At 73.0% G+C, this 12,403-nt stretch carries 14 protein-coding genes; 5 read left to right on the top strand and 9 right to left on the bottom strand.

The annotated features are described in order from the left end of the window. The first annotated feature begins 35 nt into the window (after nucleotides 1-35). Complete coding sequence (locus tag EV376_RS25755; protein ID WP_130327349.1) at nucleotides 36-752, top strand: TetR/AcrR family transcriptional regulator C-terminal domain-containing protein; 717 nt, start codon at nucleotides 36-38, stop codon at nucleotides 750-752. Nucleotides 753-895: 143 nt separating this feature from the next. On the opposite strand, the gene EV376_RS25750 is transcribed toward EV376_RS25755, so the two are convergent. Next, nucleotides 896-2,020, bottom strand: coding sequence for a bifunctional NAD(P)H-dependent oxidoreductase/GNAT family N-acetyltransferase (locus EV376_RS25750; RefSeq protein ID WP_130327347.1), 1,125 nt, complete (start codon nucleotides 2,018-2,020; stop codon nucleotides 896-898). Nucleotides 2,021-2,051: 31 nt separating this feature from the next. Between EV376_RS25750 and EV376_RS25745 the strand changes: the two genes are divergently transcribed. Continuing rightward, the gene (locus EV376_RS25745; RefSeq protein ID WP_130327345.1) at nucleotides 2,052-2,549 is read left to right on the top strand and encodes a MarR family transcriptional regulator; all 498 of its coding nucleotides are present in this window, start codon (nucleotides 2,052-2,054) and stop codon (nucleotides 2,547-2,549) included. A gap of 2 nt (nucleotides 2,550-2,551) precedes the next feature. On the opposite strand, the gene EV376_RS25740 is transcribed toward EV376_RS25745, so the two are convergent. Further along, a complete protein-coding gene (locus tag EV376_RS25740; protein ID WP_130327343.1) occupies nucleotides 2,552-3,424 on the bottom strand; it encodes an alpha/beta fold hydrolase in 873 nt (290 codons plus the stop codon). A 208-nt stretch (nucleotides 3,425-3,632) separates the two neighbouring features. On the opposite strand from EV376_RS25740, the gene EV376_RS25735 reads away from it, so the two are divergent. Then, on the top strand, nucleotides 3,633-4,355 hold the full coding sequence (locus tag EV376_RS25735; protein WP_165438119.1) for an SMI1/KNR4 family protein: 723 nt from the start codon (nucleotides 3,633-3,635) through the stop codon (nucleotides 4,353-4,355). Here the strand turns inward: EV376_RS25735 and EV376_RS25730 are convergent. The 4 genes from EV376_RS25730 to EV376_RS25715 all read right to left on the bottom strand — a co-directional run bounded on the left by EV376_RS25730 (nucleotide 4,352) and on the right by EV376_RS25715 (nucleotide 6,673). Continuing rightward, the gene (locus tag EV376_RS25730) at nucleotides 4,352-4,729 is read right to left on the bottom strand and encodes a hypothetical protein (RefSeq protein WP_130327339.1); all 378 of its coding nucleotides are present in this window, start codon (nucleotides 4,727-4,729) and stop codon (nucleotides 4,352-4,354) included. The two genes, EV376_RS25735 and EV376_RS25730, sit on opposite strands and share 4 nt — an antisense overlap. A 33-nt stretch (nucleotides 4,730-4,762) precedes the next feature. Next, on the bottom strand, nucleotides 4,763-5,260 hold the full coding sequence (locus EV376_RS25725) for a DinB family protein (protein WP_130327337.1): 498 nt from the start codon (nucleotides 5,258-5,260) through the stop codon (nucleotides 4,763-4,765). A gap of 80 nt (nucleotides 5,261-5,340) precedes the next feature. Continuing rightward, nucleotides 5,341-5,982, bottom strand: a complete 642-nt coding sequence (locus EV376_RS25720; protein ID WP_207228609.1) for an alpha/beta hydrolase-fold protein — start codon at nucleotides 5,980-5,982, stop codon at nucleotides 5,341-5,343. Between the two features lie 187 nt (nucleotides 5,983-6,169). Continuing rightward, a complete protein-coding gene (locus EV376_RS25715) occupies nucleotides 6,170-6,673 on the bottom strand; it encodes a YfbM family protein (protein ID WP_486482934.1) in 504 nt (167 codons plus the stop codon). Between the two features lie 176 nt (nucleotides 6,674-6,849). Between EV376_RS25715 and EV376_RS25710 the strand changes: the two genes are divergently transcribed. Then, the gene (locus EV376_RS25710) at nucleotides 6,850-7,644 is read left to right on the top strand and encodes a hypothetical protein (protein ID WP_486482805.1); all 795 of its coding nucleotides are present in this window, start codon (nucleotides 6,850-6,852) and stop codon (nucleotides 7,642-7,644) included. 61 nt (nucleotides 7,645-7,705) lie between these two features. On the opposite strand, the gene EV376_RS25705 is transcribed toward EV376_RS25710, so the two are convergent. Both EV376_RS25705 and EV376_RS25700 read right to left on the bottom strand, forming a co-directional pair. Continuing rightward, nucleotides 7,706-8,815, bottom strand: coding sequence for a winged helix DNA-binding domain-containing protein (locus tag EV376_RS25705; RefSeq protein WP_130327333.1), 1,110 nt, complete (start codon nucleotides 8,813-8,815; stop codon nucleotides 7,706-7,708). 249 nt (nucleotides 8,816-9,064) lie between these two features. Next, on the bottom strand, nucleotides 9,065-9,565 hold the full coding sequence (locus tag EV376_RS25700; protein ID WP_130327331.1) for a GNAT family N-acetyltransferase: 501 nt from the start codon (nucleotides 9,563-9,565) through the stop codon (nucleotides 9,065-9,067). 90 nt (nucleotides 9,566-9,655) lie between these two features. On the opposite strand from EV376_RS25700, the gene wrbA reads away from it, so the two are divergent. Then, nucleotides 9,656-10,273: an NAD(P)H:quinone oxidoreductase gene (wrbA, locus tag EV376_RS25695; protein ID WP_130327329.1), complete on the top strand. Its 618-nt coding sequence runs from the start codon at nucleotides 9,656-9,658 to the stop codon at nucleotides 10,271-10,273. Between the two features lie 87 nt (nucleotides 10,274-10,360). On the opposite strand, the gene EV376_RS25690 is transcribed toward wrbA, so the two are convergent. Continuing rightward, nucleotides 10,361-12,262, bottom strand: coding sequence for a chorismate-binding protein (locus tag EV376_RS25690; protein ID WP_130327328.1), 1,902 nt, complete (start codon nucleotides 12,260-12,262; stop codon nucleotides 10,361-10,363). Nucleotides 12,263-12,403: the final 141 nt, after the last annotated feature.

Genomic DNA, 12,403 nt, shown 5'->3' with positions numbered 1-12,403 from the left:
TATGGTTTCAACGCCGCCGAAAGACGAGGACCGACATGGCTGAGCAGGTAAAAACGCTGCGCCGGGCGCCGCTGAGCAGGGACCGGATCCTGCTCGCCGCCGTGGCGCTCGCCGACCAGGCCGGGATCGAGTCGCTCAGCATGCGCAACCTCGCCCAGGACCTGGGCGTCGTGCCGATGGCCCTCTACAAGCACGTGGCGAACAAGGACGAGCTGCTCGACGGCATGATCGACATGGTCGTCGGCGAGATCGACCCGCTGGTGCCCGACGCCGACTGGAAGGACGCGGTCCGTGGGCGCATCCTCTCGGCGCGGCAGGTGCTGCGCCGGCACCCCTGGGCACCGCTCGCGATCGAGTCGCGGAACATGGCGACGCCGGCCATCCTCGCCTACCTCGACTCGATGGTCGGGAGGTTGCGGGCCGGCGGGTTCTCCGCCGACCTCGCCCACCACGTCATGCACGCGATGGGCAGCCGCATCCTGGGCTTCAGCCAGGAGCTGTTCGACGCGGCCCGGCAGGCCGGCCGGTCCGGCACGGCCGACCCGGAGCCGCCGGCGGCCCTGCCGCCGGAGGTCGCCGCCCGGTTCCCGCACCTCGCGGAGATCGCCGGGGCGGCGTCGCACGACGACGACTCGGTCGTCGGGTCGGGCTGCGACGACCAGTTCGAGTTCGAGTTCGCGCTGGACCTGCTGCTCGACGGCATCGAACGGCTGCACCGGCAGGGCTGGACGTCGTCCCGCGGACCCCGGTGAGACGGCCAGCCCGGCCGGCGTGACAGCGGCACCGCGAACCGCGAGATCAGCGGGTGGGCACCCGCCGCGTCACCGTCGTGCTACGTCGGCGGCTGAGAGCGCGTACGCAAGGGGATCCGGCCCTGCTACCGGGAACGCGGTCTTCACCGTTGTGCTGGCCGCTCCCGTGCTGAGTACTCGTCGGGCCGCGATGGCACCTCGGGCGAACCGATGTCCTTGGTGAGGCAGGTGGTTCCGTCCGCGCTGGCCACCGGCGCCGACCGGTATCCCTCGCGGTGGTAGAGGTCGATGTTCCGCAGGCTCTTCGCGCCGGTGAACAGCACGACCCGGCGGCAACCGGGTTCGGCCGCGGCTTCGGCGGTACGCAGCAGCCACCGGCCCAGCCCCCGGCCGCGCAGGTCGGGCACGGCGGCGAGCCGACCCACGTGCCAGTCGGAGTCGACCCGACGGGCCCGCACCATGCCCAGTAGCCGGCCGTCCAGCCAGACGCCGGTGCTGTGCCAGGCCGCCAGCCACTCGCGCACCTCGTCCGGCGACTCGTGCAGGGCCGGTATGGCCATCGTGTCGTTGGCGACGGCCTCGTCCACCCAGCAGCACCGCTGCAGCACGGTGACCTGGGGCGCGTCGTCGGGGGTCAGCCGCCTCGCGTACGACCCGGGCAGCGGGCCGGGGCGGGCGCCGGCGTGCGCGCGTTCGCGCAGGGGCCGTAGGGCGTGGGCGACCCGGACCAGTTCGTCCAGCAGGCCGACACCGGCCCGGTCGCGGGCGGCGTCGGGCCGCAGCCGCCCGTTCTGTGTGGCGTCGCCGATGCGGATCGCGACCGTGGCGCCCAACGGGACCAGGCGCAGGGTGGTCACCACCTGCTTGGCGTGCTGGACCGACCGGGTGCCCGCCGAGGTGTTGCCGTAGCTGACGAAGCCGATCGGCTTCCACGCCCACTCGCGGCTGAGGTAGTCCAGCGCGTTCTTCAGCGTCGCGGGCATCCCGTAGTTGTACTCCGGAGTGACCGCGATGAACCCGTCCGCCGCGTCGACGATCGCGCTCCACCGACGGGTGTGCTCGTGCTGGTAGACGCCCGACGACGGATGTTCCTCCTCGTCGAGGAACGGCAGGTTCAGATCGCCGAGGGACACCGGTACGAGCTCGACGCCGAGTTCGGCGGCACGTGGGGTGATCGCGTCGATCAGCCACTGTCCGACCGAGGGGCCCAGGGCACCTGGGCGGGAGCTGCAGACCAGGACGAGGACACGGGCTGATTTCGTTAACATGGAAACGAAGTCTAGGTGCTAGATTGATTCCATGTCAACGAAGCCGCCGGCCGGGGCCGTACGCTGGTTGAACCCGGACGAGGAGCGGGCGTGGCGGGCGTTCCTGCGCGTGATGGTCGCCGTCCAGACCGGCACGGCCCGCGACCTGGCCGCGATCGGTCTCTCCGAGCCCGACTACGAGGTGCTCAGCACCCTGTCGGAGCGGCCCGGCCACACCAGCACGCTGGGCGAGCAGGCCGACAAGATGGGCTGGTCCCGCAGCCGACTGTCCCGCCACGCCACCCGGATGGAGGCGCGCGGCCTCCTGCGCCGCGAACCCGACCCGGCCGACGGCAGAGGCTGCTTCCTCGTGCTCACCGCGCAGGGCCTGGACGCGCTCGAAGACGCCGCACCGGCCCACGTCGAGTCGGTGCGACGCCACTTCATCGATCGGCTCGCCCCGGAGGACCTGGTCGCCATCGAACAGGTCGCCCGGAGGCTGGGCGTGACCCAAGCCGGCGACGGCCGGTCGGCCGAGCGGGAAGGCTGAGCTCAGATGCGGTTGTCGAGGACCTCGCGCAGCCTGCGAGCAAAGGCCTCCGGCTGGCCGGCATAGCCGAACTCGCCGTCGAGGAAGCCGCCGTGGTGGCTCGGGAACACGACCGGCTGCTGGCTGAGCAGTTCGGCGGTGGCCACCGCGGTCCGTGCCGTGAGGGTGTCCAGCGTCTCCTCGCCGACGGCGATCACGATGCGGGTCGGCGCCGCGGCGAGCGCGTCGAGGTCGGGGCGGTAACCACTGACCGCCCAGGACCGGTCGGAGAGCAGGGGATCGTCACGGCGGCCGTCGTCCTCGCTCGGCATCCCGAACGCGGCGGGATCGGGCGCGCCCTGAGCGAAGTAGTCGTCGGTGAACTCGCCTCGCCACGAGGTCATGGCGATGAAGGCGGCCATGCCGGCGTTGAATCCCTTCGCCTCGTACGCGTCCCGGATGCCGTCGCTGGCACGCTGGGCTGCCTCGGCGTCCGGGAGCAACCGGATGAGCGGCGGCTCGTGCGCCACCAGGGTGGTCACGTCGTGCGGGTGGGCGGCGACGAGCGCGAGCGCGGTCACCGCGCCGCCGCTGCTGGCGAACATCTCGACCGGGCCGGCACCGAGCGCCTCGATCACGGCGTGCACGTCGCCGGCCTGGACGGCGGGATCATTGTCGATCCGGCCGTCCTTGCGCCGGCTGCGGCCGAGCCCACGCGGGTCGTAGGTCACCACCGTGCGGTCCGGAAAGTGCGATGCCAGGGCGGCGAAGCCGCTGGCGTCCATGGGCTGGCCGATCATGAACAGCGGCGGGCGTCCGTCGGCGGTCGGCAGCGGACCGCGGACGTCGTAGACGAGGTCGACCTCGGGCGTCGCAAGCGTGTGTGTGGTCGTCATGGCAGTGTTGACCGCTCCCGTGGTGAGAACTAATCGGGCCTTTCCGATACCAACGTATGACCGGCCGCGGTGACCTACGACCTGAACAGACGGTCCAGGTGACTGGTGAGAAACGCTACCGCGCGAGGTGCAGTCCATCGGGTAGGCCGCGTCATGGACCGAACGGCCATCTCCGCGCGCCCGCGCAGAAGAATCTAGACTGCGCGCCGTGGCAGACACCATCGACGAGCGCGTTGCCGACGCCTGGGCACGGGTCGAGGCCGTCCTGAGCCATGTCCTGCCGGCATCCCTCGGGCAACTCGCGGCACCGGCCGAAGCGCCGGCGATCGACGCGGTGGAGGCTGCCCTGGCCGTGACGCTGTCGCCGGACTTCCGCGCCAGTCTCCGCATCCACAACGGAACGAGCTGGACGTCCCCCGGCTCGGGTCAGCCCAGTCCGGTACCGCTGGAGCACCTCTACGACACCGGGCAGGTCGTCGAGGCGACCCGGATGTGGCGCGACAACTACGCTCCCGATCCGGTCTTCGACGATCCCCGGGTCTGGGCGTACCTGGCCGACGAGGGGCAGATCTTCCTGAACGGGCCGGTACGGCCGATCGTGGGTTCGTCGGGTGCGGTGATGGTGGGCGACATGAACGGCGACGTGCACTGGCTGCTCGACTTCGACCCGGCACCGGGCGGGACTCCCGGACAGGTGGTTCGCGTCGATGTCGAGTGCTCCTCGTGGGACGTGCTGGCCCCGTCCTGGACGCAGCTGCTCGTTCGCTACGCCGAGGACCTCGAACTGTTGGCGAGCGCTCCTGATCGTTCGACCCTGGTGATCCATCAGGACCTGGGGCCGGCCTGCGAATGGGGGAGCACGGAGACCAACTCGTGGGGGACGCGTCCCGCCTGGCTCCGGGACATTCAGCCCCGGGATCCCTACGCCTAGGACGGGTTCGGGGCCCGACGCAGCCACCGGAGTGCAGCGTCGGCGGTGTCGTCGGGGCTGCGGTTGAAGGCGATGGCCGCGCTGGGAGCGTGTTGCCGAACCAGGTTGACCACCTTCTCGAAGAACTCGAGCAACGGCTCGTGCTTGCGGATGCCGCCCCCGATCACCACACAGGCGTAGTCCGTTCTGGTCAACGCCGCCACGATCGCTGCCTCGGCGTTGTCGTCGAGCGCCACCAGGCACAGGTCCGCCTCGATGCCGTGATCGGCGAAGCGGGCCTGGCCGCGCCTTATCGCCGCCTGGACAGGCGCCGGATCCCATCCCGGGATCCGGGCCGGATCCAGACCCACCACCAGTACCCGCCCCAGTGCCATGCGTCCTCCAGCCGCATCCGCCCCCTCGTCGCCTTACCGGGCCAACATCTGCTCGCGCAGGATGTCCGCGTGCCCGCAGTGCTGGGCGAGCTCCCGCAGCACGTGGAGGTGCACCCAGCGCAGCGGCAGCGGCCCGCGCCGGTTCCCGTGCAGCAGGTCGTCCAGCCCGAGCGGCGACGTCGCGCGGCGGGAGGCCGCGCACGCCTCACGGTACGCCTGCTGGACGCTGGCGATGGTGTCGTCGTCGGCCAGGATGAACGACTCGTCCGGGGTGGCGGGGATCCCGATCTCGGCGCGGGACCGGCAGGTGACGGCCTCGTCGAACCAGACCCTCTCCACGAACGTGGCGTGCTTGACCAGGCCGAGCAGGGTGGTCCGGGAGGGCACCAGGGACCGTCGGGCCTGTTCCTCGGTGATCCCGTCCAGGCAGTCGTGCAGCGCCCGGCGGTGCTCGTCGAGGAACGCCTCGAACTGGGCGCGGAGCGGCTGGCGGGTGACGTCTTCGGTGCGCGTGGCCGGCGGGAACGACATGTCGCGGAGCATCGCAGGCCGCAGCGGCGAGGGCAACGACATCGGTACCCACGGGAGCACTGGGCGTGGGCGCTTCCTGCTCAGGCAGCGGTGGGCCGGGAGAGCCAGCGCAGCGCGTCGGGCAGGAGGACGCCGCCGTGGTTGGGGCTGTGGCCGCCATCGCCGAGCACGAGTCGGAAGTCATAGCCGGCTTCGGCCAGAGCGGCTGCGACGCGCAGGTTGTTGGCGAGCCAGTTCCCGCGGGACTCGTTCCAGTGCAGGTCCCGGTGGCCGGCCTGCATGAAGATCCGGATCGGCTTGTGTGGCACGTTGGGGATCAGGTCAGGGTAGGGGTTTCCCCCGGGCATCTGTACGAAGCTGGACAGGCAGCAGATCACGCGACGGAACCTGTCCGGGCGGAGCCACGCAGCGGTGAATGCGCCGTTGCCGCCACTGCTACCGCCACAAATGCCCCACTGGTCTGGGTCGTCGGTGATTGCGTAGTGCTGCGCGACCTGCGAGATGATCTCGGTCAGCAGAAAGGTGACCAGGCGATCATCGAACGCATCGTATTCGACGTTGCGGTTCTTGGGATGCTCGGTGCCGACACGGATGCCCGGGTCGACGAACAGGCCAATCGTGACCGGAATGTCGCCACGGTGGATGAGATTGTCCAGGACTATCGCGCCCCGGACCTCTCCCTCGGGATCGAGATACCACTGTCCATCCAGGAACACGATCAGCGACGCGGGCCGACGCTATGCGTGGTCATCCGCGACCGGCAACCAGGTTCTGCCTCGGCTCGTCGGTGTGATCCGCGCGCGGGGCAGATGGGTCAGCTCGAACCAGCGCAGCACGGTCGCCTCCCGCTTGAAGGATCCACTCGCGCAGCCACTGCTGCGCGGGCAGCGGGGTGAGCCGGCGGCTGCCTCAGGTGATGACCAGCAGGACAGCGTGGCCATCCCGGGCCGCGGAAGCGTAGAACCGGCGCAGCTCGGCGAAGTGCGGCGCCAGGTAGCCGTCGAACGCCGCCGTACCTTCGGCCCAGATGGCGGGGTAGATGTCGGCGTCCGCCATTGCTTGCGGATCGAAGCGGGTGCGCAGCGTCTCCACGTCCAGCGCGTCGAGTGCCCCGGCGACGACGCGGACGGTGGCCGGGTCGAGCAGCCGGGCCGGGCCGTAGCCACCATCCTGGCCGATCTCCTCACCGCCGAGGAGCGCCGCGCCGGCGCCCGCGCCCGCGCCGGTCTCCCAGGCGCTGCCGGTGAGCAGGTAGTGGAGGCCGTGCCAGGACTTGTCCAGATCCAGCTCCGGCTCGGGCATCTCGGCGTCGTCGTCGTCGAGGTCGCCGTACAGCAGCGTGTCGACCACGGTCGGGTCGGCGCGCACCGCGGCAAGCTCCTCGGCCGGCAACCGGCGCCCGATCAACACCATGCCCACGACAGCGGCTCCTTCGATGGGTAAGCGTCGTCCGCGCCGGCTGACGATTTCCGGCGGCACCGTACCGCACGGCCGGTTCGGGTACGCGGGACGGCGTCCCGGCGAGCCGACGGGCGGGATCCCGGGCTCGCGATGCCGGCGGTACGGTGTCGCCGTGGACGGGGACGCGGATGTCGCTGCCTGAGTCGCCGGCCGGAGCGCGGCGACGGGCGGGAGTCGCCCTGGTACGCCGGCCCGTCGTCGCCCTGTCGCTGGCCGTGCTGACGTTGGGCGGGTGTGCGGGCGACCGTGACGGCGACCTGGTGGCCCGGGACATGGCGGCGGCCGAGGCGGAGCGCCTCGGTGACGACCTCGGTCACCGCAACCGGGTACGGGATGCCGAGTACGTCGCCGCGACCGAGATCCCCCAGGAGGGCACCGGCTCGACCGTCCGGCGCGAGCCGGTGGCCTGGACGGGTCGCACCGCCGGGAGCGAGCAGGCCACCATCGACGTACGGTTCGTCGTGCGGGTGGCCGAGGAGGAGCCGGTGAGCTTCGGCGCCCGGGGCCACTCCGCCGGTCAGGCGACGCGGTGCTACCGCTACGTGCTCCAGCTGTACCGGTACACCTCGTACCACGAGATCGACTGCCCTGCGGTGGCCACACCTCCGGTGCCCACGGCCGCGCCGGTCCCGAGGCTGCCCGAGGACAGCCGCGACCGGCTCGCCGCGGCGCTGCGCACCGCCACGCCCGGCACGCTCGCGGAGGCGGTGCGGGCGGCGTTCCCCGAGGAGCAGGTCACCGTCGACACGGCCACGCACGAGGGCGCCCTGGTCGCCGCGGTGGGGGTGCCCGCCGAGCGTGACTGCCTCCTCCTGGTCCGGATGCCCGACGGGGCGATCGAGTCGCCCGGGTACGACCGCGTCTGGTTGGAGCCGGGGGAGCTGGGGTGCCGGACCGGACTGTACGTCTCGCCGCCGCGCTGACCGGCCGGAGCTGTCGGCTGACCGTTCGTCGGCCGCGTCGCCGGGGGCTGACGGTCGAGGATCAGCCGGACCAGGCGAGGCGCGGTACCCGGCCGAGGAAGTCGGCGTAGCGGCCCAGGGCGCGCTCCACCCGAGCCCGGACCCGCTCGTCCAGGGGCACGAGCGGCCGCACCGTCACGGTCACGCGGGTGGGGTCGAGCGTCCGTTTCCAGGTGCCCACGACCCGGCCGGCACGCACGACCGTCGCCTGGAAGACGCCGTTGCCGCCGGGCACGATGGCGTCGGCGTGCGCGGGGTCGAGCATCAGCGAGCGGTCCCGGTAGCCCAGCAGGTATTCGTCGAAACCGGGCAGCACCAGGACGTCGTCGGTGCGGCGGGGCGCGGTGTCGAGCAGGGCCGGGTCGACCAGGGCGGCCTCGCCGTCGACCTGGACCGGCGCGAGCGTGTCACCGGCGGCGGCGAAGGCCCGGCGGGCGTCGGTGAGGGTCAGCCCCGACCAGCCGGCGAACTCGCGGGCGGTGACCGGCCCGTGGGAGCGCACGTACCGGTGGGCGAGGGTGGTCAGCGCCTCCTCCCGGTCCGGCCGGTGCTGGCCCGGGGCCCACTCGTCGAGCAGCACGAAGGTCTGCTCGTTGCCGACGTTGGGGGCCAGGCAGGTGACTCCCTTGAGGCTCGCGTGCGCCAGCAGGTGGTAGCCGCGCTGCCCGGTGGTGCCGATGCCGGCCGCCTCCAGCGTGGCCAGGCACTGCGCGCGGGTCAGCCGGCCGCCGCCGGCGAGGGCGTCGCCGAGCACGTCCACCGCCCGCTCGGCGTCGAGCTCGGTGAGGCCGAGCTGGGCGCGGCGGGTGGCGTCGGCCCGCTGCCTGCGGAGACCGGTCAGCTCCAGCATCCAGCGGGCGTCCCGGGACGGGACGAGGTGCAGGGTGCCCCGCATCGGCCAGGTGCGCAGCGCCTCCCGGCGCTCCAGCGCGGCCGACACGTCGGCCTGGCTCACTGCCGGTAGCCGCAGCCCGAGCGACCACAGGCCGCTGGCCAGGTCCTGCGCCTGCATCGCGCCGAACCACGTCACCACGTCCGCCACGGTGCCAGTCGCGGCGGTGGGGTGCGGGCGCAGCAGCAGGCTGGCCATCCGCAGCGTGAGCGCCGCCCGGCCGGTCATCTGCACGCCCATCGGCCTCCTCGGTCGGTCGCGGTCAGCCTAGGAGCGACCACCGACAGAGCCGAGGCGCCGGGACGCGAGCGGCGGGGCGCCCGGGCGCCCCCTGACCGCGCTACGCCGGCGCCGTTGCCGGCGAAGCGCGATCCCCCCATGCCGGGTCGACCGTCGCGTGTCCCGCCGCGGCGGTGCGACCAGGATTCCCGCTACCGGGTAGTAACGGCATGAACATCGATGGAACTTGCGGAAATCTTGAGGACCGGTTCAGAGCCGGCGGTGCATGATCAGGAGGTCGACGTACCCCTCGGTGGGGTGCCGGAAGGCCTCCGGCACCCGGCCGACCACCTCGAACCCCAGCGACCGCCACAGCGCCACCGCCCGGGTGTTCGTCGCGACCACCGCGTTGAACTGCATCGCGCGGTAGCCCTCGGCGCGGGCCAGGTCGAGCACGGCCGCGCCGAGCGCCCGGCCGGCTCCGCGGCCGGCGGCGGCGGGGGCGACCATGAAGCTGGCGTTGGCCACGTGGTCGCCCGGCCCGGCCTGGTTGGGGACCAGCTTCGCCGTGCCGAGCACGGTACCGTCGCCGTCGGTCGCGACGAGGACCCGGCCGGGCGGCGGCACCAGCCACCGGCGGCGGGCCTGCGCCTCGTCGAGGTCCCGCGGCCAGGTGTACGTCTCACCGGCGGCGACGATCTCGCGGAGGAACGGCCAGATCGCGGACCAGTCGTCGGGCCGGGCGGCGCGGATCTCCACGGCATGGAGCATGCCATCCGCTTTCGGGGCGGCGGCGTTTGACGTCGCAAGTAACGGGTAGTCGCCGGGGCTGATCCGATTGTTGAGGGAGGAAGACATCCGATGGCTGCCCAGACCAAGGTCGCGGTGATCTACTACAGCGCGACCGGCATCACGTACCAGCTGGCCCAGGCGGTGTGCGAGGCCGCCGGCGAGGCCGGCGCCGAGGTGCGGCTGCGGAAGGTGCGTGAGCTGGCGCCGGACGAGGCGATCCGGTCGAACTCGGGCTGGCAGGCACACCACCTGGAGACCCAGGACGTGCCCGAGGCCCAGCCCGACGACCTGTCCTGGGCCGACGTGGTGATCTTCGGGTCGCCGACCCGGTACGGAATGGTGGCCGCGCAGCTCAAGCAGTTCATCGACACCACCGGTCCGCTGTGGGCGCAGGGCGCGCTGGCCAACAAGGTCTACTCGGCCGTCACCTCGACGGCCACCTCCCACGGCGGCCAGGAGACGACGCTGACCTCGCTCTTCTCGGTCTTCTACCACTGGGGCGGGGTCGTGGTCACCCCCGGTTACACCGATCCGAGCCAGTTCGTCGCCGGCAACCCGTACGGCGCGTCGCACACCAGCAACAACGGCGAGATCGCCCCGGACAGCATCGCGCTGGGCGCGGCGGCGCTCACCGCCCGGCGGGCGGTGGAGATCGGCACGGCGTTGAAGAAGGGCCTGGCCGCATGACGGCCGCGGGACCGGCGGTCGCGGACGGGGGCTCTCGGCCCGTCCTCGACCGCCGGTCGCCGCCACCTGTACCCCGCACCGCCCGGGTCATGCCCGGGCGACGCTCGCGGTGGGCAGCAGCCCGCCCAGCAGTTCGGCGAGGACGTCGACGCCGTCCGGGCTGAGCACCGACTCCGGGTGGAACTGCACCCCGGCCAGGCCCGCGCCGCGGAGCGCGTGCACCGCCCCGTCCGCGCCGTCGCGGGCCACCTCCACCGGGCCGTACGGGGTGTGCAGGCGGTCCGCGTCCGCCCGGGCGGTGTACGTCGAGTAGAACCCGACCCGCCGTCGGGCGCCGAAGAGCGTCACCTCCCGCTGTAACCCCTGGTACGGGGCGTCCCGGCGGTGCAGGGGCAGCCCCAGCAGGCCGCAGAGCAACTGGTGGCCGAGGCAGACCGCGAGGGTCGGCCGGCCGGCGGCGAGCAGCCCGGCCAGCAGGTCACGCAGCGCCGCCATCTTCGGCGCGGCGAGGTCCGTCGGGTCGCCCGGGCCAGGGCCGACCACGACGAGGTCGTACCGGTGCACCGGGCCGGGTGCGTCCCACGGGCGCAGGTCGACGGCGAGGCCGAGCGCGCGCAACTGGTGGGCGAGCATGCCGGTGAAGGTGTCCTCCCCGTCGACGATCACCGCCCGGCGGCCGGCGAGCCCGGGGCGGCCGGGCGAGTCCGCCGGGCGCTGGTCGAGCCAGAACCGGGCCAGCGGCGCGTTGCGGGCCGCGAGCGCGGCGCGTACCTCCGGGTCGTCGGTGAGCCGGCTGACCGACCCGGCGGCCGGCACCGGTGCCTGCGGGCCGAGGCCCAGCGCGGCCAGGACGCCGGCGGCCTTGGCGTGGGTCTCGGCCACCTCGCCCGCCGGGGTCGAGTGGCGGACCAGGGTGGCGCCGACCGGCACCCGCAGCTCACCGGTGGGGGAGATCTCGGCGGTGCGGATCAGGATCGGCGCGTCCAGCGTCTGCCGGCCGGCCTCGTCGCAGCCGAGCAGCGCCAGCACGCCGGCGTAGTAGCGCCGGCCGGTGTGCTCGTGGCGGGCGATGACGCGGCACGCGTTCTCCATCGGGCTGCCGGTCACCGTCGGCGCGAACATCGTCTCCCGCAGCACGTCGCGGACGTCCATCGAGCCACGGCCGGCCAGCAGGTACTCGGTGTGCGCGAGGTGCGACATCTCCTTCAGGTACGGGCCGATCACCTGGCCGCCCCGGTCGGCGACGGTGGCCATCATCTTCAGCTCCTCGTCGAGCACCATGTACAGCTCCTCGACCTCCTTCGGGTCGGCGAGGAAGCGCAGCAGGGCGGCCCGGTCGGCGGCGGCCCCGGTGTGCCGGAAGGTGCCGCTGATCGGGTTCATCATGACCAGCCCGTCGTCGACGCTGACGTGCCGTTCCGGGCTGGCCCCGACCAGCGTGCGGGTGCCGGTGTGCACGACGAAGGTCCAGTACGCGCCGCGTTCGGCCCGCAGCAGCGAGCGCAGCGCCGCCAGCGCCGCCCGCAGCGGCGGGCCCTGCACGGTGGCGTGCAGGGTGCGGTGGACGACGAAGTTGGCGCCCTCGCCGCGGCCGATCTCGTCGGCGAGCACCCGGGCGACCGTGGCGGCGTACTCCTCGTCGGTGACGTCGAAGCGGGCGTCGCGGGTGCGCACCGGGACGTCGGGCAGCGCGGCCAGGGCCGCGGCGAGGTCGACGCGTTCGTGCCGGTCGATGGTCAGGCACTCCAGTGGGGTGCCGTCGTCGCGGCAGGCGAAGCCGCGCTCGGCGATCTGCCGGTACGGCACCAGCGCGAGGGTGCGGGGCCCGGACGCTCCGTCGGGCAGCGGGATGTCGGCGAGCCGTCGCACCGCGTCGACCGGGCCGGTGAACAGGTCCAGGTGGTCGGCGCCCTCGCGGCGGACGAGCGCGAACGGGCCGGGGTCGCCGCCGGCGGCGACGTCGGCGAGCAGCGCGGGAAGGTGGGTCATCGGGTCTCCTCGGTGCCGGTTGCCGCCCGGCGGGGCGCTCCGGTGCCCGGTGTGAGACCGGCGGCCGCCTCGACGGGCGGCCGCGTGGGGAAGCTACGCGCGGGGGATGGCCGCCGGATCGGCGGGCCACCAGCAGGACAG

The organism is Micromonospora sp. CNZ295 (assembly GCF_004217535.1).
This window is presented reverse-complemented; position numbering and strand designations above follow the sequence as displayed.